Here is an 18,167-nt window from a genome sequence, read left to right as displayed (position 1 = left end):
TGGATACAGGGTGTGGAGAAAGGGCGGGGAGACAGGGTGGGGAGGGGTCAGCGGTGTCCTGCTGCCATCGCCTTCTCCGTGGCCGACCTGACCAGCGCCTCCGTGGGGCCGGACAGGGGGGAGCGCGGCGGGCGGGTGGGGCCTCCCCGGCGGCCCACGATGTCCATCGACAACTTGATGGCCTGCACGAACTCCGTCTTGGAGTCCTGGCGCAGAAGCGGGTGCAGCGACTGGTAGAGGGGCAGCGCCGTGTCCAGGTCCTGGGCGCAGGCGGCTTCGTAGAGCTCCACGCAGGTGGCGGGGAAGGCGTTCGGATAGCCGGCGATCCAGCCGACCGCGCCCGCGAGGGCGAGTTCGAGCAGTACGTCGTCCGCGCCGATCAACAGGTCGAGATCCGGGGCGAGTTCGGCGATCTCGTACGCCCTGCGGACGTCCCCGCTGAACTCCTTCACGGCCACGATGGCGCCGTCGCCGTGCAGCCCGGCCAGCAGGTCCGGGGTCAGGTCGACCTTGGTGTCGAGGGGATTGTTGTACGCGACGACGGGCAGGCCGGCCCCGGCGACCGCGGCGTAGTGGGCGCGTACGGCGTTCTCGTCGGCGCGGTAGGTGTTCGGCGGGAGGAGGAGCACGGAGCCGCAGCCCGCCTCCGCGGCCTGTTCGGCCCAGCGGCGGGACTCGGCGCTGCCGTAGGCGGCGACGCCGGGCATCACGCGGGTCCCGTCGCCGGCGGCCTCGACGGCGGTCCGGACGACACGGGCGCGCTCGTCGTCGGTGAGGGTCTGGTACTCGCCGAGGGAGCCGTTGGGCACGACGCCGTCGCAGCCGTTGCCGATGAGGTGGCGGACGTGTTCGGCGTAGGCGTCGTAGTCGATCGAGAGGTCCTCGCGCAGGGGGAGCGCGGTGGCGACCATGATGCCGCGCCAGGGGCGGTCGGCGGTCCAGGTGGTGGCGGTCATGAGGGCTGCCCTTCTGTCGGGTGCGGCGGGGAGGCGGAAGAGGCGGAAGAGGCGGGGGGCGTGGGAGAGGTGTGTGTGGCGTCTGTGTCCGGGGCGGGCGCGGGCGCTGTCTCCGGGGCGGGCTCCTCCGGAAGCGCCGCGAGAACGCCGAGCGGCACGGGTGCCGCCAGCAGGCGCCGGTCAGGGGGCGCGGGAAGGACCGGCGGGCAGTGCGCCGAGAGCGGAGGGGAGGGGGAGGACGGAGGAGAAGCAGAGGGTGGAGGGGAAACAGAGGGGAGAGGGGAAGCAGAGGGGGAAGGAGCAGCGGAGGGTGGAGGGGGCGGTGAGGAGGCCATGCAAGTCACCGCCCAACCGCATACGCGGCCCTGGCACCAGCCCATGCCCGCGCGGGTCAGGAGTTTCACCGTGCGTGCGTCGCGGGCGCCGTACTCCGTGACGGCCTCACGGATGCGACCTGCCGCAACCTCCTCGCAGCGGCAAGCCTCCGTGTCGTCGGAGAGCCACCGGGTCCAGCCGGGCCCCGGCGCGTGCGCGGCGGCCATGACCTCGGCGAACGCGTTCATGCGGTCGCGACGGCGGCGCAGGGCGCGCAGGCGCGAGGGTGGGGCGACGGGGCGTCGCCCGGTCAGCCGGGCCGCGATGGCCGTCGCGGCCAACGCGCCCTCCGTTATCGCGAGTTGCGCCCCGCCCACGCCCGATGTCTCGCCCGCCGCCCACAGGCCGCGCAGGGACGTCTCCTGCAGCGGACTCAGCGCCAAAGCGTGTGTGCCGTCGGCGGTCAGGCGGGTCGAACAGCCCAGGGCGGTCGCCAGGTCGATCTGCGGGATCAGGCCGTGTCCGACGGCCAGCGCGTCGCAGACGATGCGGCGCCCCGTGCCCGGTACCGGCCGCCAGTCGCGGTCGAGGCGGGAGACCGTCACCGCCTCCACCCGGTCGGTTCCGTGCGCCTCGGTCACCGCGTGGCGGGTGCGCAGACGCACCTTGTGGCGTAGCAGGCGTGTGCCGTGGCGCGCGGCCTCCGTCACCTTGTGCGGCTGGGTGGCGAGCACGGCCGGATGGCGGGCGTAGCCGAGGTATCCGGACGCTTCGATCAGTTCGGGAACCTCCGCTCCGGCCGCCGTGAGCGACGCGGCCACGGCGAGCAGGAGCGGGCCGCTGCCCGCGACGACCACGCGCCTGCCGGGCAGGACGAGGCCCGACTTGAGCATGGCCTGGGCGCCGCCCGCTCCCACCACGCCGGGCAAGGTCCAGCCGGGGAAGGGGAGGTGACGTTCGTACGAGCCGGTGGCGAGGAGGAGCGAGCGGGCCCGCACGGTCACCGGGCGCCGACCCCGACCGCCCTGGCGGCCCTCACCGTGCTCACCATCCGAACCATCCGAACCATCCTCGCCGTCCCCGCTATCCCTGCCAGCCCCGCTACCCCCGCTACCCCCGCTACCCCCGCTACCCCCGCTGACCCCGCCATCCCCGCCGTCCTCACCGATGAGGGCGTGGACGGTCCAGTGATCCTCCGCCTCGCGCGTGACCGTCCAGATGTGATGACCGAAGAGCTGCGTGGCGTCGCTCGCCGCCAGACGTTCGCGCAGGCCCGTGAACGTACGCCAGTCGTGATGCAGGGCTTCGGGCCGGGCGGCGCGCATGGCCGGTGCGGGGTGCCGGTAGAACTGGCCGCCCGGCCTGCCCGCCGAGTCCAACAGCGCGACGGACAGTCCGAGTTCAGCCGCTGTCACGGCGCCGGAAAGGCCCGCGGGGCCGGCGCCGAGCACGGCGAGGTCGCACAGCGCTGCCGGTGCCTTTGGTGCCGAGGCTGCCTCAGGCGTCGAACGTGGCATGACCGTTCCCTTCCTGAGTGGTGACCGTGTCGCCGGGGCGGGCGGTGACCAGGCAGGCCCTTCTGTTGGGCTTCCCGTTGACGTTCGCGAGGCAGTCGTGACACTGGCCGATGCCGCAGAACGCCCCGCGCGGCCGTCCGCCGGCCCGGGTGGTCCGCCAGGCGAGGATTCCCGCCGACCAGAGCACGGCGGCGATGGACTGGCCGGGCCACGCGTCGAGTTGACGCCCGTCGAACGTGATCGTGAATGCGGTGCCGGGGGTGACCCCGGCGAGGCCGGCGGGTGTCCGGTCATCGCGTGTCATGAGGGTGGCTCCTCTCGGCGGCAGGGGCGGGGCGTTCGAAACGATCCGGGGTGAACGGCGCCACGGGCAGGGGTATTTCACGGCCCGTCAGTACGGCGGCGATCATCGCCCCGGTCGCCGGGGCGAGGCCGATGCCCGCGCCCTCGTGGCCGCAGGCGTGCAGCAGGCCGGGGGCGCGCGGGTCGGGGCCGATCGCGGGGAGGTGGTCCGGCAGGTAGGGGCGGAACCCGGCGTACGTACGGATCGCCCGTACCGTGGCGAGGGCGGGGAACAGGCCGACCGCCTGCGCCGCGAGCCGCCGCAGGACTTCCACCGAGAGCGTCCGGTCGAAGCCCACGCGTTCCCGGCTCGCCCCGATCAGCACCGGTCCTGCCGGGGTCCCTTCCACCACGGCCGAGGTCTGCAGCGCCGCCGAGCCGCTCGCGACGTCGGCGACGTACTCCGCGGAGTACACCTTGTGGCGCACCACGCGCGGCAACGGCTCGGTGACGAGGACGAAGCCGCGGCGGGGCAGAACCGGCAGCTCCACGCCTGCCAAGCGGGCGAGTTGGCCGCCCCACGTACCGGCGGCGTTGAGCACGTGCGGCGCCCGCACCTCGCCCCGCTGCGTCCGTACGCCCCGCACCTCGCCCTCGGTTCCCGTGAGGACGGCGGTGACCTCCTCGCCAAGCCGCAGCGTGAGCCGTCCGGCGTCGGCGGCGGCGCGCAGCAGGTGGGCCGCGGCGAGGGCGGGTTGTACCTGGGCGTCCTGCGGATAGTGGAAACCGCCAGCGAGACCGGGTGCGAGGTGTGGTTCGAAGTCGGCGAGGCGGTCGGCCGGGATCTCGGTCGCCCTGACGCCCGCGCGTGTCTGCGCTGCGGCGAAGTCCCGCAGGGCGGCGAGCGCTGGTTCGGTCGAGGCGACCACCAGGCCGCCCTTCGTCTCGTACTCGATGCGTGAGGGGAGTTCGGCAGCGAGCTCTCGCCACAACTGGGCGGACAGAAGGGCCAGTTCGAGCTCGGGCCCCGGCTCCTTGTCCGAGACGAGGAGGTTTCCCTCGCCTGCTCCGGTGGTGCCGCCCGCGACGGGCCCGCGGTCGATGACGGTGACGTCGAGTCCGGAACGGGCGGCGTAGTAGGCGCACGCGGCGCCGACGACGCCCGCCCCCACGATGATGAGGTCCGGCCGTCCGGACGGGTGTCTCGTGAGCACGGCAGTAATATTTCACATGGCACTGGTGCTGCCAAGGGTGCGTGCGTACAAGGCAGTTGATCACCTGTAGGGGGCGTGTTCAGGCGCGGCGGTGGTGCGTGCCGGGCGTGTATCCGTAGGCCCGGCGGAACACATCGATGAACGCGCTGGTGGACGACCAGCCGCAGCGGTGCGCGACCACGGTGACCGGCATGTCGTCGGCCAGCATGCGCAGCGCGTGGAAGAGGCGCAGCTGGGTGCGCCACTGCGGGAACGTCATGCCCAGCTCGCGGCGGAAGAGCCGGCTCAGGGTGCGTTCGCCCGCGCCCACCGCCGTGGCCAGCTCGGCCAGGCCGCGCGGGTCGGCGGGGTCGTTGAGGAGGAGATCGCAGACGGCCGTGAGGCGGGAGTCGCGCGGGGTGGGCAGCTGTACGGGCTCCTGCGGTGACGCGCGCAGCTGGTCGACGAGGACGGCGCGCAGGCGGCGCCGCTCCGGTGACTCGTCGTGCGGTGTCCGGGTGCAGGCGAGGATCAGCTCGCGCAGGAGCGGGCCGACGGCGAGGACGGTCGGGGCGTCGAGGCCGAGCGGGTTCGTGCCGGCGGGCAGGCCGACGAGGTGCAGGGCGAGGTGGCCGTGCGCCCGGTGTGCGTGGACGCACCCCGCCGGGACCCAGATGGCCCGGGTGCCCGGCGCGAACCAGGTGCCCGCGTCGGTGGTGACGGCGACGACGCCGGAGCCCGCGTAGACGATCTGGTGGTCGTCGTGCCGGTGCGCGTCGATGCGCTCGCCGGGTGCCAGCTCCCGGGTGACGGTGGGCGCTTCGGGGGTGTGGCGGATGTTCGGCACAAGTTGGCACTTTATCGGAAGCGGGCCAGGACGGGGCGTGGCGACGATGAGGCGGTGTCGACGAACCAGCCCGCGCCCCCAGCGATCCAGCAGCCCCGCACCGGTCCCCGCACCGGTCCCCGCACCGGTCCGCGCACCGGCCCCCGTCCCCGTCCCATCCCCCTCCTCTCCCTGGGCCACGCCTGCGTGGACGTCTATCAGGGAGCCGTCGCCGCCCTCGTGCCGTTCTTCGTCGCCGAGCGCGCCTATACCTACGCCGCCGCGTCCGGCATCGTGCTCGCCGCCTCGCTGCTGTCCTCCGTGGTGCAGCCGCTGTTCGGCGCGCTCACCGACAGATGGGCCATGCCGTGGCTGCTGCCGGTGAGCACGCTGGTGGGCGGTGCCGGGGTGGCCCTCGCGGGGGTCGGCGGGAGCTACCGGCTGACCCTCTTGGCCGTCGCCGTGTCCGGCATCGGCGTCGCCGCGTACCACCCGGAGGCCGCGCGGGTGGCGCGGCAGGCGAGCCGGGGCAGCCACACCGCCATGAGCTGGTTCTCGCTCGGCGGCAATCTCGGCTTCGCCGTCGCGCCTCTGCTGGTCTCCGCCGTCGTCGCCACGGGCGGCCTGCGCGCTTCCCCTCTCCTGATCATCCCCGCCCTCGCGGGAGCCGTGCTGTGCGCGGCCGCGCTGCGAAGCGTGAGGGAAGCGGCACGGGAGGCGGCCGACGTCACGAAAGCCGAAGCCGAAGCCGAAACCGAAGCTGCAACAGCAACAGCAACAGCAACAGCAACAGCAACAGCAACCGGGACCGGCACCGAAGCCGTCGCCGAGGACGACTGGCCGTCCTTCATCAAGCTGTCCGGTGCCATCGTCTGCCGCTCGGTCGTCTTCACGGGGTTGAGCACGTTCGTCGCGTTGTACGTGCGCGAACGCGCCGGAGGAGGCGAAGTCGCCGGTACTGTCGCGCTGTTCGTGCTTTACCTCGGCGGCGCGGTAGGCACCGTCGCGGGCGGGCGGCTCGCCGCACGGCACGGCCGCATGCCGGTCGTCCGGTGGTCGTACGCCCTGACGGTCCTCGCGGTGGCGGGAGTCGTCCTCGTCCCCGGGCCGCTCCTGTACGTCTTCGTCGCGCTCGCCTCGGCCGGCCTGTACGTGCCGTTCTCCCTGCACATCACCCTCGGGCAGGACTATCTGCCCCGGCGCATGGGGACGGCCGGCGGCGTCACCCTGGGGTTGACCGTGAGCATCGGAGGTCTCGCGAGCCCGCTGATCGGAGCCGTCGCGGACGCCGCGTCACTGCGGGTGGCCCTCGCGCCGCTGATCGCGCTGCCCGCCCTCGGCTGGCTCCTCCTGCGCCCCCTGCGCGAGCCGGGGGCGGAGGCCGCGCCGCGCTCCTGAGGCCGGGGAGGCGCCGCGCCCGAGTCCCGTGAACTCGCAGCGGTTGGTGGGTCCTGAGGGGTTGTCAGTGCAATTTCACATTACTACGTTACGCATCACATGGCGCAGCGACGACCCTCAAGTAGGGGGTCTCGCAGGCCAGTTGCTCGTTACGTCACCTCTCTCCCCCACCTCCCACACAGGAGCCCTCGGTGTCCCAGCCACGCCCAAGAACCCTGCGCGGATCCGTGCTCGCCGGCGCGATAGCGGCGACCCTCTGCGTCTCGGCCGCCCAGTACGGGTACGCGGCCGAACCGTCACCCGTCACCGCGAAGCCCCGCACCGCCGCCCCGACCACGTCGTCAGCACCCGCGTCCGCGTCCGCGCCCGCCGCACCGAACCCCCTGGACGTGGTCGACCGCAGGGCGAAGGCCCCCAGGCCGAGCGCCTACGTGATCCCCGCGCCCGGCGGCATCAAGGACGGCCGTGTCCCGGGCGCCCGTACGCCGAAGCCGGAAAAGCAGGTCACGGCGGCGGCCGACGTGGCGCCCTGCACCCTCGACGGCGTCACCGGGCTGTCGCCCGAGCGGTTCGCCGACTTCCTCGCCGACCCGGCCGTCACCGCCGACGACTGCCTGCGCGGTCTCGTCTGGACCTGGGACCGGCGACTCGCCCCCGTCATGTCGGACGCGCACGTCCAGGCCGTCTCCGGCCGCGTCACCCGCCTCGCGGCCGCCCACGACGGCAAGAACGGCAGCAATCTCCTGGAGATGCTCACCTATCTGCACGCCGTCGCCTACCAGGACTTCTCGCACGACGAGATCGACGTCACCGACGGGCCGACCGTCGACGCCATGCGCCGCGCCGTCGGCGCCTTCGGCTCGGCTGCCCGCACCTTCGACGTGACCCGCACCAACGCCGAGTCGCTGCGCGAGGCGCTCTACGCGGCAAGCGCACCCGGACTGCGCCAGCACCAACTGCCCCTGGTCAAAAGGGTGCTGGCCACCATGGACGCCGCCCACCCCGACACGGCGAAGGACACCGCCTGGGCCGGGTCCGCGCTCGCCGCGCTCTCCCTGAACTATCTGGGCGTCTACCCCGGCAACAAGGACACCGCCTTCCACGCGGCGGTGAAGGCCGACCCGTCCTACCGTGCCGTCTTCAAGGCCTTCGGCGGATACACCCACCTCAAGGGCACCGGCAACGCCTGGGTGGTGCGGGACGCGCTGAGCGAGTACGGCAGGTTCGGCCAGATCGACGGGCTCACCGGTGAGATCGTGCCCGGACTCGGCGGCCTGGTGGCCGTCACCGCCCGCAACTTCGGTGAGGGCAGCGCCCCTTGGGCGAAGGTGGCCCTCTGGCTGAACGAGTTCGACGCGTGTGCGCCGTACAAGGTGTGCAAGGAGGACATCGAGCGCCGCCTCTTCCCGCAGACCTACACGTACGACAAGGGCGGCATGAAGGTCCGCACCGCGCTCGACCGGAACACCGTCGACCAGCTGTACTACGCGAGCAAGCAGGTGAAGGCGCAGTTTCACCGCGTCGTCGGGACCGAGAAGCCGCTCGCAGGTGACCCCAACACCACACTGACGACGGTCCTCTACGCCTCGCGCGCCGACTACGAGAACTACCACCCGCTGCTCACCGGGATGGACACGAACAACGGCGGCGTCTACATCGAGCGCGGCGCGACCTTCTACACCTATCAGCGGCGCGTCCCGCAGGACTCCACGCTGACGCTGGAGGAGCTCTTCCGCCACGAGTACACGCACTACCTCAACGGCCGCTGGGCGGTGCCCGGCTTCTTCGGCGAGGGCCCGTGGTACGAGGGCGACCGGACCACCGCGATGGACGAGGGCACCGCGGAGTTCTTCGACGGTGCCACCCGTGACGACGGCATCAAGGTCCGCAAGTCGCTCGTCCAGGGCGTCATCGACGACACGGCGAACGGCGGCCCGCGGATGACCGTGGACCAGCTCCTGCACGCCACGTACGAAGGGGACGGCTTCCGCTTCTACGACTACGCCGGCACGTTCTTCGAGTTCCTGTGGACCGAACGCCCCGCCCTCATCAAGGAGATGTACCGGCACCTGCGGGCCGACAGCCCGGCGGGCTTCGACGCCTGGCGCGACCGGCTCGGCGAGGACCGCGGACTGCAGAGCCAGTACGACGCCTTCCTGGACAAGCAGATCGCGCACGTCGACGACCTGTTCGTGCCCGACACGAAGTACGTGCCGGTCGGCGAGCTCCGCGACACCACCGCCGCCCAGGTCCGCACCTCCATCGCGGCGACGACGGGCATCACGCCCGACTGCCGCTCCAACGGCGCACCGGAGCGCCCCCGGTACACCTGCACGGGCAGGATCACCGCGAACCTCTCCGCGGCCGACAACCCCGACACCGTCTTCAAGGACATGTCGGAGACAGTGGACTACTTCCTGCTCGACCGCGCCAAGGCCGGTGACAACAACCTCACCGACATGAACTGCTCGTTCGGCGAGGTGGACGTCTGGTCCGACGGACGCGCGGGCAGCGCGGACTACAGCTGCGAGGGCCCGTTGAGGAGCTAGGGGGCTGGGAGTGCCCGAAGGGGCGGTGGGTCAGCCCGCCGCCCCCGCCAGCAGTTCCGCCGCAGCGATGCCCGAGACGCGGGTCGCGCCGTGGGTGATCAGGTGGGTGGCGCCGAGCGCGTCGCCCGCGGGGACACCCATCTCGACGACGAGGGCGTCGGGGCGGCACCGCAGGATGCGGTTGAGGGTGTCGGTCATCCAGCGGTGGCGGGCCGCGTCACGGACCACGACCACCAGGGCGCGGCCCCGCGCCGGGGCCAGTGCCTCGCGGTCCAACAGGTCGTCCGTACCGTCCAGTTCGCGTTCCGTCAGGCGTACGGACGTCGTGCCGGGGCGCAGGTCGCGCAGCGGGCTGGCGACACCCCACGGGGTGCGGCCGTCGACGGCGAGGTTCATCGTGGGGGACAGCTCGACGACGTGCGGCACCCCGGCGACGGGGAGCGCGGCGTTCGCCGTGCCGACGCGGTGGTGCACCCGCACCGCGCGGCGCGCCGCGACCAGGCCGATGTCGGAGGGTTCCGGCGCGCGCCCCACGGCCCGGGACCGCTCGCCGGACCAGGCGGCGAACTCCCTCACCCGCGTGCTCGCTTCGACGAGGCGGGCCTCGGGCAGCGTGCCGTCGAGCACTGCCTTGACCAGAGCTGTGGAGAGCAGGTCGAACGTGGACTCGTCGGCGCTCTCGCCGCCCACGCACACGGCGTCCACGCCGCCGGCCACCGCCTTCACGGTCGCGCCGTCGATGCCGTAGCGGTCGGTGACGGCCCCCATCTCGATCCCGTCGGTGACCACGAGGCCGTCGAAGTGCAGTTCCCCGCGCAGCAGTTCCACCAGGATGCGGTGGCTGAGAGTCGCGGGCAGGTCCGGGTCGTAGGCGGGGGCGAGCAGGTGCGCGGTCATCACGGCGCGGACGCCCGCCTCCATCGCCGCGATGAACGGCGGCAGCGCGGTGAGCGCGATCTCCTCGGCGGAGCCCTTCACCTGGGGCAGGCCGTAGTGCGAGTCGACGACCGTGTCGCCGTGGCCGGGGAAGTGCTTGGCGCAGGCGGCGACGCCTGCGTCCTGCAGACCACGGATCCAGGCGGCCGTGTGGCGGGAGACGACGTCGGTGCGGGAGCCGAAGGAGCGTACGCCGATCACCGGGTTGAGCGGGTTGGAGTTCACGTCGGCGCTGGGCGCGAAGTTGAGGGAGACGCCCGCGGCGTGCAGGTCGCGGCCGATGTCGTGGGCCACGCGCTCGGTCAGGTCGATGTCGTCGACGGCGCCGAGGGCGAGGTTTCCGGGGCGGGACGAGCCGGTCCACGCCTCCAGACGCGTCACGTCGCCCGCCTCCTCGTCGATGGCGACGATCAGGTCGGGGTTCTCCGCGCGCAGGTCCGAGGTGAGCCGCGCGACCTGCTCGGGCGTCTCGATGTTCCGCGAGAACAGTACGACGGAGCCCAGGCCCTCGGAGATCCCGCGGCGTACCCAGTCGGGCGCCATGGTGCCCTCGAAGCCGGGCTGCAGCACGGAGTGGGCGAGGTGCTCCAGGGTCGGGTCACTGCTCGATGCCATGGCGCGACCTCCGAAGTTGCGGATACGTACGTGGGACGTGCGGTGCACGAGGTGTGCGGGTGCTCAGGGTGTGCGGCGGGGCTCCTGCTGATTGGTCCAGGCCAATCGGATAGTGGATATTGGCTCGTACCAAACAGGGCTGTCAAGGAGTCGGAACAGGTCGAGGCGGGCGAATCCACCCTCACGCGGCGAGAGTTGGGGAATCCTTGGGACTTCCGCAGATCTCATCCGCTGAGGGGAGAGGGCCATGCGCAGGTACGAGCTCATCGGCAGGCGTGACATCAGGCTGGTCACCGATGTCGCGGTGCCGGAACCGGGACCGGCGGAGGTCCTCGTCCGGGTCAGGGCCTGTACGGTCTGCAACCGCAGCGACCTCGCCTACTTCCACTATCACGGACTGCGCGAGCACTGCTCCCAGGGGTGTTTCGGCCACGAGATCGCCGGAGTCGTCGAGGCGACCGGTGCGGGCGTGCGCCGCGTCGTGCCGGGCCAGCGGGTCTTCGTGCGCACCCCGCTCACCACCGGCTACGCGGACTTCGCGCTGGCCCGCGAGATCTCCGTGGGCGCGCTGCCCGACGACGTGCCCTTCGAACAGGGCGCGATCCTGCAGCTCCTTCCGCTGGCCGTGCACGCCACCCGCGGCATCCGGCTCGGCGACCGCGTCGTGATCGTCGGACAGGGGCCCGTCGGCCAGATGGCGCTTCGGGTCGCACGGGCACGCGGCGCCGCCGAGGTCGTCGCCGTCGACCTCGACGACTGGCGGCTGGAGCGGTCGTCCGCCGCGGGCGCCGACGCCGTACGCCGCGTCGACGGCAGTCCGGTCCAACTGGCCTCCGTCGGCGCGGACTTCGATGTCGCCGTCGACGCCGTCGGCACCCCGACGACACTCAACGCCTGCGTGCGCCTCGTACGACAGAACGGCCTCGTCGTCCTCCTCGGCACGCACCACGTCGACACGCACGTCACCGTCGACCTGGTCACCTGGGAGCGCAAGGGGCTGCGGGTGCACAGCTCCGCGGAACCCCTGGACACGGCGCGCGCCGAGGCGCTCGCCGTCGCCGAACGGCTCGCCCACCGCCGTCCCGGCTCCCTGCGCCTGCCCGACCTCCACACGCACACCTACCCCCTCGACGAACTCCCCAAGGCCATGGAGCAGCTCTCCGCCAGCTGCTCCCTCTACCCGGACGCCGAACAGGCCCCCCACGACGGCCCGCCCCCCGAGACGCTGAAAGTGGCGATCGTGCCCTGAGAGCCCGTGTCATCACTCCAACCGGAGGACAAGCACATGAGGTGGGGGATCGCCGGATACGGCGACATCGTGACGCGCCGCGTGCTGCCCGCCCTGCACGCGCTCGGGGAGGAGCCGGTGGCCCTCTGGGGCCGCGACCCGCGCCGCGCCGCGCGCACCGCCGAGCGGTACGGGGCGGCGAGGTCCGGCGCCGCCCCCGCCGTACTGCTGTCCGGCGTCGACGCCGTCTACGTCGCCACCCCCGTCGTAGGCCATGTGCCGCTCGCCCAGGCCGTGTTGGGGGCAGGGCTGCCGGTGCTGATCGAGAAGCCGCTCGCGGGCGGCCTCGGCACCGGAGACGCGCTCGACACGGCGGGGCGGTGCGCGGGCGTCGCCTACTACCGCAGGCTCGCGCCCGCCGTGCGACGGCTGCGCGAGGAGCTCGGCGGGTGGGCGCCGGAGCGGGTGGAGGTGCGGTTCCGCTGCGCCTTCGCTCCGGGGCCCGGCGATCCGATGCGCTGGCGCACCGACCCAGCCGTGTCGGGCGGCGGAGTCCTCGCGGACGCCGGAAGCCACCGGATCGACCTGCTGCTCCACCTGTTCGGACGGCCGTACGAGATGTCGGCCCGGCTCGGCCGGCGCTTTCCCGGCGGAGCCGAGCGGCAGGCCGAACTCGTTCTGCGCTGGCGGTCCGGGCTCCGGGCGCACTGCCTCGTGGAGTGGGGCGACGGACCGCCCGTGGACCGCGTCAGGCTCACCGGCGGCGGACGGGCCGTGACCCTCGACCCCCTCGACTCGGGCCGCATCGACGGGGTCGACGGGGCACCGCTCCTGCTGCCTCCGCCGCCCAATCCGCACCAGCCCCTGCTCGCCGACTTCGCGGCCGCCGTGGCGACCGGCGGTGCTCCGGTGTGTCCGGTGGCCGAGGCGGTCCTCGTCGACGACGTCATCGTCGCCGCGGAACGCTCGGACGCGGACGGGGGACGTACCGTCGGGCTCGGCGGCTGACGGGGTTCACGCTCCGTCGTCCGCGGCCCAGGGGCGGAGCCAGCGTGGGTCAGGCGTGTCGCCGGAGCGTACGAAACGGGTGTCGACGGAGAGGCGCATGGCGTCCGTCGTCGTGTCCAGGGACGCGTGGATGATGCGGGGCAGGTGCACCATGACGTCGCCCGCCGCGAAATCGGCGTACAGCCAGCGGCGGCCGAGCGTGCGGGCGGTCAGCTCCAGGTCGTGGCAGATCTGGCGGCGGTCGCCGGGCCGGTCGGTGATGTCGCGCAGCGGGGCGTACTCCTCGGGCGGCAGCCGGTGGGAACCCTCCAGGTAGACGAGGGCGCCGGTCTTCGGTGGGCAGTCGCCGACCGGTATCCAGAAGGTGACGACGCGCGGTGAGCCCTCGTCCATGTAGTCGAAGTCGACATGGGCGCGGGAGGCACGCCGTGTGCCCCGGTGGAAGTGGCGCAGGATGCGCCGGGGCAGCATCTCGGCGTCGCCGCCGAGGAGTTGGCGGGCGAGGGCGGAGAGGACCGGGTCGGCCACGAAGCGGTCGAAGGGCGGCGAACGTACGAACGCGTACGCCGGGTGACCGGCCACCCCGTACTCCGGAACCTCCTCGGGCACCCGCCCGGAGAAGACGCCGTCCTCGGGGCCGCTGCCCGGCGCCAGCAGGCCCGGCGGGAAGAGCGAGAAGTACGCGCCGCGCAGCCGCAGCACCTCCGCGCGGTCGAGCAGCCCCGGCAGGTACAGACAGCCGTCCGCGTGCAGCCGCTCCCGCAGCGCGCCGGGGTCCCTCGACTCCAGGAGGTCCGCGCTGGGGCGGAGCGGCCCGAAGAGCTCCGGCGTGAAGGGTATGGGCAGGCCGTTCGACGACAGGTTCACGATGCGTGTCCCTCGATCCATCGGTCACGGGACCGGCCGCAGGTGCCGGTCAGTAGACGCCTTCCACCGCCTCCTCGGCCCCCGCGGAGCCCAGGAAGGGCCCCACCGCGGCGACCCCGTCCCAGGGGAACCACGGATGCGGCCCGGTCCGCACCGCGCTGTCCCGCTCCAGGAGGTTGGGCAGGAAGAGGTCTTCCAGGAGCGTCGTGGCGCGTACGCGGCCCCGCTGCCCGACCTCGACCTCGCGCCAGGGGTCCGCCGGATCGACGACCTTCAGCACCGCGAAGGGCGGCGGCAGGTGGTACGAGTGCCCGGTGCCGTCCGGCACGACGGGCGCGCCCGGCACCGCGTCGGCCTGTAGGGCGTGGCCGACCAGGGTGTTGCCGTACGTGTCGATCCACTGCACCCCCGCCAGGTGCTCCTCGCGCAGGAACTCGGCCTCGGCGGCGCTGCACGAGGTGCCCCCGGTGCACACCGCGCGGATGCCGTACGTGTGCAGCGGCCGGGGCAGCCGCATCGCGAGCTCCACGAGCAGCCGCGACGTCGTGAACAGCAGCGAGGGGCGCTCGACGGCCAGCAGGGCGAGGGTCTGGTCGATCAGGTGCGCGGTGTAGGCGTCGACCTCGCCGCCCGAGCGCAGCGCGGCCTTCACCCAGCGCGGGTCGAAGTCGATGGCGTGCACGGCGCCGCGCCAGCTGTCCGCGAGGCCCTCCACGAAGTGCCCGTACGCGTGCGGCCCGCTCGGCGTCATCGCGAGCACGTCACCGCCGGCCACGCCGCGCGCCTCGAGGACGGTGCGGTAGATCTCCACGTCGGACGCGAGGCGCGTGACGTTGACGATCCGGCAGGGAGCGCCCGTGCTGCCGCCGGTCTCGAAGATCCGGAAGGGCCGGTCGCGGTAGCCGCGCGGCCGCAGGTCGCGGGCGTTCGCGGCGCGCAGCTCGGCCTTGTCGAAGAGGCCGAAGCGGGTCAGGTCGGCGAAGCCGCCGATGTCCTGGACCGGGTCGAAGCCGAGCTTCTCGCGCCGCGCGGCCCAGAAGGGGCTGCCGGTCTCCGGGTCGAAGTGCCAGCGCATCATGCGGCGCGTCCAGGTGTCGAGGTCGACGCCGAGCTCCGGGACGCGTTCGCGCAGCGTGTCGGTCAGTGTGCCGAAGGCGGTGGTCATCCGGGGCCTCGCTTCGCTGGGCGGTACACGAACAGGGACTCGTCGGTGATGGCCCGCGCGGCCTCGGGGGAGGCGCTCAGGACGGCGGCGGAGGGGAAGGGGACCTCGTGGCCGATCAGCGGATGAGTGCGGGCGCTGTCCGTGAAGTGCCCTGCGAGCAGGGTGAGATGGGGCAGGGCGTGGACGTCGTTCGTCTCGCTGATCAGGACGGGCGGGCGACGGGTGAGGACTCGGTCGCCGGGGCGGAGGCGGTCGCGGACGGCGCGCGTCGCGTTCTCGGCCGACCCCGGTTCACGGAAGGCGGTCAGTGGCCAAGCGCCGTCCGGAGTGAGCGCGTCGAGGGCGGCGGCCAGCGCGTGGGCCAGCCGTTCCGCCGCGTCGGGTTCCTCGCACACGACGGTCCGTACGTTGCTGCAGAACCGCCCCGAGTCCGCCGCCACCAGCGGCAGCAGCCACGCAACCGCCTCGTCGGCCGGCATCCCCGACGGCACCAGCGCGCAGCCCCGGCCGGGACCGTGCAGGGTGAGCGCGGGGGAGGCGCGGACCGACGCGGCGAGCCCGGCACCGCCGTAGACGACGTGCCGGTCCGTGAGGCGCAACAGGCCGTGCAGGGTTCGCTGTTGGCCGGGGTACAGGCCGATGCGGGCGTGGGGCCAGCCCGCCGCGAGCAGCGCGGCGACGAGCCGGGCCGCGGAGAGCGGTTCGCGTCGGCTCGGCCGCAGCCACACGCCCGCCGAGCGTTCGGCCTGCTCGCAGACCGAGTCGAGGCAGGTGAACGTGTTGCCCGGCAGCGCGACGAGCGCCAGCCGCCCGTCGGGTTCGGGTGCCTCACTCCGCTTCAGGAGGTTGTCCCGCAGCATCGCGCACCAGCGGTCCACCAGCGGGCCCGGCAGCCCCGCGCTCTCCCACAGCGCCGCGCGGAAGTCCTCGGCGCTCTGCTCGCCGACGCCTCCCACGGTGAGGGTCTCCCGGTCGAACAACTCCAGCGCGGTGAGCAGGAGTTCGCGGCGGCCGGTGAGGAGGGGCAGGCCCGGCAGGGTGCTGTCCCACCAGCGCCGGTCCGCGTCGGCGACGATCTCCGGCACCAGCGCGAGCTCCCCGCACGCGGGGCCGGGCAGCGGCGCGCGGTCCAGAGACGTCCGCCACTCGCCCCTGCGGAACGCGGAGAGCACGGCGGTCACGGCAGCTCGCTGCGGAGCGCGGCGACCACCCGGATCTGCTCGGCCTCCGTGAGGGACGGGTACAGCGGCAGCGCGATGTGGTGACGTGCGAACCAGCGGGCCCGCTCGAACGGACCGCCCGCGGCGTCCTGTTGCCGTTGGGACGCGAACTGGGGGTGGTCGCAGAGCAGGTGGTCGTAGACCTCGCCGGCCAGGGCCACGCCGTGCCGCTCCCGGAGCCGCTTCTTCAGGAGCGGGCGGTCCAACGGCCCGTCGGGGGCCAGGTAGGCGAGGTACTTGTAGTAGTTGCTGTCCGCCGTCGCGGGCAAGGCGTGCGGCCGGATTCCCGGGACGTCGGCGAGCAGTTCGTCGTACCGGGCGGCGAGCGCGCGGCGCGCGGCCAGGGTGTGCGGGAAACGTTCCAGGTCCACCGTGCCGACGGCGGCGTGCAGTTCGCTCAGCCGCCAGTTGCCGCCGGGCCGGTCGTGCAGCGTGGAGCCCTGGGCGCTCTTGCCGTGGTCGCGCCAGCGCCGCACCTGTTCCAGGTCGTCCGCCGACGCGGCGGACAGCAGTCCGCCCTCACCGCTGACCGCGACCTTCGTGGGGAAGAAGGAGAAGGCGCCGAACCGGCCGAACGCGCCGGCCGGACGCCCGTCGAGCGTGGCCCCGAAGGCGTGCGCGGCGTCCTCCAGGACGGGGATGCCGCGCTCGGCGCAGTGCGCCAGCGTCGCGACCAGCGAGGGCGGGACGATGCCGCCGATGTGCACCGGCAGGACGGCGGCGGTATCGGGGTGCCGGCCGAGGGCGGCGCGCAGGGCGTCCGGGTCCATGCCGAGACCGTCGAGCTCGATGTCGACGAAGCGCACGTCTGCCCCGGCCCGCACGGCGGCGGCCGCCGTCGCGAAGAACGTGTTGACCGGTACGAGCACCGTGCGGCCCGCCACACCGACGATGCGCAGCGCGATCTCCAGGGCCGCCGATCCGGACGCGACCGCCGCCGTGTCCCTGCCGGTCCAGGGGCGGGCGAGCTCCTCGAAGCGGGCCACCTGCGGTCCCTGCGTGAGGACGCCCGAGGCGAGCGCCGCGTCGACGCGGTCGAGCACGGTGCGCCGCTCGGACACCTCGAAGCGGATGCGCTGCGCCGGTACGCCGGGGCCGGCGGGCCGGGACCCGGAGAGCGTGCGGGTGAAGAAGTCCGCCGCGTGGCCGACGTGCGTCCCGTGCCCCATGGGGAGTTCGTGGACCTCCACGTCGGCTCCGGCGGCGGCGTACACCTCCCGGACCATGTCCGCTGCCGCGCGTGCGTCGGCCGGTTCCAGGTAGGAGTCGGCCGTGCCGTACTGGAGCTGGAGGGGGGCCGGGGCGAGCGTGCCGTACAGGTCGGGGAGGTCGGCGTACTCCAGGATGCCGGGGAGCACCGCCCCTTCGTGACCGGTCAACAGCCGTTCGTACAGCGCCTGGTAGCTGCCGACGTGACTGGCCGCGCAGAGCGGGATGCCCTCGCGCCCGCCGAGCAGCGCGGTGTGCAGGGCGACCGCGGCGCCGAGGCTGTGGCCGAACAGGCCGACGCGGTCCGGGTCGACGAACGGATGGGCGGCGAGGACGTCGAGGGCGCCCAGGGCGTCACCGGTGAGGGCGCCGAGCAGGGAGCGGCCGGTGAGCGCGAACGCGTGGGCCAGCAGCGTCCCTTCGTCCCGCCCCGCCCTGCGCCCGGCGTCCATGCCGCCGCCGACGCCGTGGTCGAAGGAGAGGGTGACGAAACCGGCGCGGGCCAGCTGTTCGGCGACGTTGCGGTCGGGGTGGTCCGGCGGCACGTCTCCGGTGAGCTGGTCCAGGCGGGCGTTCTTGCCGCCGAGGACGAGGACGGCGGGACGGGGTGCGGCAGCCGGTGCGGTGTCCGCCGGGGCGAGGAGGGTGCCGTGGAAGGCGCCGCGTACAGGCGATTCGAGCAGGAGCCGCTCGCGGCGCAGGCCGTCGTGCACCGAGGCGCTGGTCTCCGTGACGGTGAGCGGGGCGCGTTCGACGCGGGCCAGCCGTTCGACGACGGCGCGCACCCGGCGGGTGCGCGCCGCGTGGTCCTCGGTGCTCTTGGTGTGCCGCAGGGCCGGCTCGACGGCGAGGAGCCCGCGCACGTGACGTAGCTGCATGCGCG

Annotated in this window: 14 protein-coding genes; 4 read left to right on the top strand and 10 right to left on the bottom strand. The window is 73.4% G+C overall.

Going from position 1 to position 18,167, the window contains the following annotated elements; genetic code table 11:
• Nucleotides 1-47 precede the first annotated feature (47 nt).
• From AB0N81_RS23065 to AB0N81_RS23045, 5 genes are all read right to left on the bottom strand, one after another.
• On the bottom strand, nt 48-956 hold the full coding sequence (locus AB0N81_RS23065; protein WP_365361201.1) for a dihydrodipicolinate synthase family protein: 909 nt from the start codon (nt 954-956) through the stop codon (nt 48-50).
• The gene (locus AB0N81_RS23060) at nt 953-2,788 is read right to left on the bottom strand and encodes an NAD(P)/FAD-dependent oxidoreductase (RefSeq protein ID WP_365361199.1); all 1,836 of its coding nucleotides are present in this window, start codon (nt 2,786-2,788) and stop codon (nt 953-955) included. The genes AB0N81_RS23065 and AB0N81_RS23060 overlap by 4 nt, the downstream gene beginning before the upstream one ends.
• Nucleotides 2,769-3,092: a (2Fe-2S)-binding protein gene (locus AB0N81_RS23055; protein WP_365361197.1), complete on the bottom strand. Its 324-nt coding sequence runs from the start codon at nt 3,090-3,092 to the stop codon at nt 2,769-2,771. The genes AB0N81_RS23060 and AB0N81_RS23055 overlap by 20 nt, the downstream gene beginning before the upstream one ends.
• Nucleotides 3,079-4,284, bottom strand: a complete 1,206-nt coding sequence (locus tag AB0N81_RS23050; protein ID WP_365361195.1) for an FAD-binding oxidoreductase — start codon at nt 4,282-4,284, stop codon at nt 3,079-3,081. Before AB0N81_RS23050 ends, AB0N81_RS23055 begins: the two co-directional genes overlap by 14 nt.
• Before the next feature lie 79 nt (nt 4,285-4,363).
• Nucleotides 4,364-5,110, bottom strand: coding sequence for a helix-turn-helix transcriptional regulator (locus AB0N81_RS23045; RefSeq protein WP_365361193.1), 747 nt, complete (start codon nt 5,108-5,110; stop codon nt 4,364-4,366).
• A 156-nt stretch (nt 5,111-5,266) separates the two neighbouring features.
• Between AB0N81_RS23045 and AB0N81_RS23040 the strand changes: the two genes are divergently transcribed.
• A complete protein-coding gene (locus AB0N81_RS23040; RefSeq protein ID WP_365361596.1) occupies nt 5,267-6,487 on the top strand; it encodes an MFS transporter in 1,221 nt (406 codons plus the stop codon).
• Nucleotides 6,488-6,678: 191 nt separating this feature from the next.
• On the top strand, nt 6,679-9,036 hold the full coding sequence (locus AB0N81_RS23035; protein WP_365361191.1) for a collagenase: 2,358 nt from the start codon (nt 6,679-6,681) through the stop codon (nt 9,034-9,036).
• 30 nt (nt 9,037-9,066) lie between these two features.
• On the opposite strand, the gene AB0N81_RS23030 is transcribed toward AB0N81_RS23035, so the two are convergent.
• On the bottom strand, nt 9,067-10,587 hold the full coding sequence (locus AB0N81_RS23030; RefSeq protein ID WP_365361189.1) for a glycoside hydrolase family 3 N-terminal domain-containing protein: 1,521 nt from the start codon (nt 10,585-10,587) through the stop codon (nt 9,067-9,069).
• Between the two features lie 247 nt (nt 10,588-10,834).
• Between AB0N81_RS23030 and AB0N81_RS23025 the strand changes: the two genes are divergently transcribed.
• Nucleotides 10,835-11,836: a zinc-binding dehydrogenase gene (locus AB0N81_RS23025; protein WP_365361187.1), complete on the top strand. Its 1,002-nt coding sequence runs from the start codon at nt 10,835-10,837 to the stop codon at nt 11,834-11,836.
• 36 nt (nt 11,837-11,872) lie between these two features.
• Nucleotides 11,873-12,823, top strand: coding sequence for a Gfo/Idh/MocA family oxidoreductase (locus AB0N81_RS23020; RefSeq protein WP_365361185.1), 951 nt, complete (start codon nt 11,873-11,875; stop codon nt 12,821-12,823).
• Between the two features lie 6 nt (nt 12,824-12,829).
• On the opposite strand, the gene AB0N81_RS23015 is transcribed toward AB0N81_RS23020, so the two are convergent.
• Genes AB0N81_RS23015 through AB0N81_RS23000 form a run of 4 tightly spaced genes read right to left on the bottom strand, consistent with a single transcriptional unit; the run spans nt 12,830 to nt 18,162 of the window.
• Nucleotides 12,830-13,690, bottom strand: coding sequence for a phytanoyl-CoA dioxygenase family protein (locus AB0N81_RS23015; RefSeq protein WP_365361183.1), 861 nt, complete (start codon nt 13,688-13,690; stop codon nt 12,830-12,832).
• A gap of 49 nt (nt 13,691-13,739) precedes the next feature.
• Nucleotides 13,740-14,855: a hypothetical protein gene (locus tag AB0N81_RS23010; protein WP_365361181.1), complete on the bottom strand. Its 1,116-nt coding sequence runs from the start codon at nt 14,853-14,855 to the stop codon at nt 13,740-13,742.
• On the bottom strand, nt 14,852-16,036 hold the full coding sequence (locus AB0N81_RS23005; protein ID WP_365361179.1) for a hypothetical protein: 1,185 nt from the start codon (nt 16,034-16,036) through the stop codon (nt 14,852-14,854). Before AB0N81_RS23005 ends, AB0N81_RS23010 begins: the two co-directional genes overlap by 4 nt.
• Entirely contained in the window at nt 16,033-18,162 is a 2,130-nt protein-coding gene (locus AB0N81_RS23000) for a DegT/DnrJ/EryC1/StrS family aminotransferase (protein WP_365361177.1), read from the bottom strand. Before AB0N81_RS23000 ends, AB0N81_RS23005 begins: the two co-directional genes overlap by 4 nt.
• Nucleotides 18,163-18,167 lie beyond the last annotated feature (5 nt).

The sequence above is a fragment of the Streptomyces sp. NPDC093510 genome (assembly GCF_040683555.1).
GTDB lineage: Bacteria > Actinomycetota > Actinomycetes > Streptomycetales > Streptomycetaceae > Streptomyces.
Note: the sequence above shows the minus strand (reverse complement) of the source record. Positions and strands in the feature narration are given on the sequence as shown.

Coding starts and splice junctions, on each gene's coding strand:
- AB0N81_RS23020 (WP_365361185.1), top strand. CDS start 11,873: ATGAGGTGGGGGATCGCCGGATACGGCGACATCGTGACGCGCCGCGTG.
- AB0N81_RS23060 (WP_365361199.1), bottom strand. CDS start 2,788: ATGCCACGTTCGACGCCTGAGGCAGCCTCGGCACCAAAGGCACCGGCA.
- AB0N81_RS23030 (WP_365361189.1), bottom strand. CDS start 10,587: ATGGCATCGAGCAGTGACCCGACCCTGGAGCACCTCGCCCACTCCGTG.
- AB0N81_RS23065 (WP_365361201.1), bottom strand. CDS start 956: ATGACCGCCACCACCTGGACCGCCGACCGCCCCTGGCGCGGCATCATG.
- AB0N81_RS23055 (WP_365361197.1), bottom strand. CDS start 3,092: ATGACACGCGATGACCGGACACCCGCCGGCCTCGCCGGGGTCACCCCC.
- AB0N81_RS23000 (WP_365361177.1), bottom strand. CDS start 18,162: ATGCAGCTACGTCACGTGCGCGGGCTCCTCGCCGTCGAGCCGGCCCTG.
- AB0N81_RS23025 (WP_365361187.1), top strand. CDS start 10,835: ATGCGCAGGTACGAGCTCATCGGCAGGCGTGACATCAGGCTGGTCACC.
- AB0N81_RS23010 (WP_365361181.1), bottom strand. CDS start 14,855: ATGACCACCGCCTTCGGCACACTGACCGACACGCTGCGCGAACGCGTC.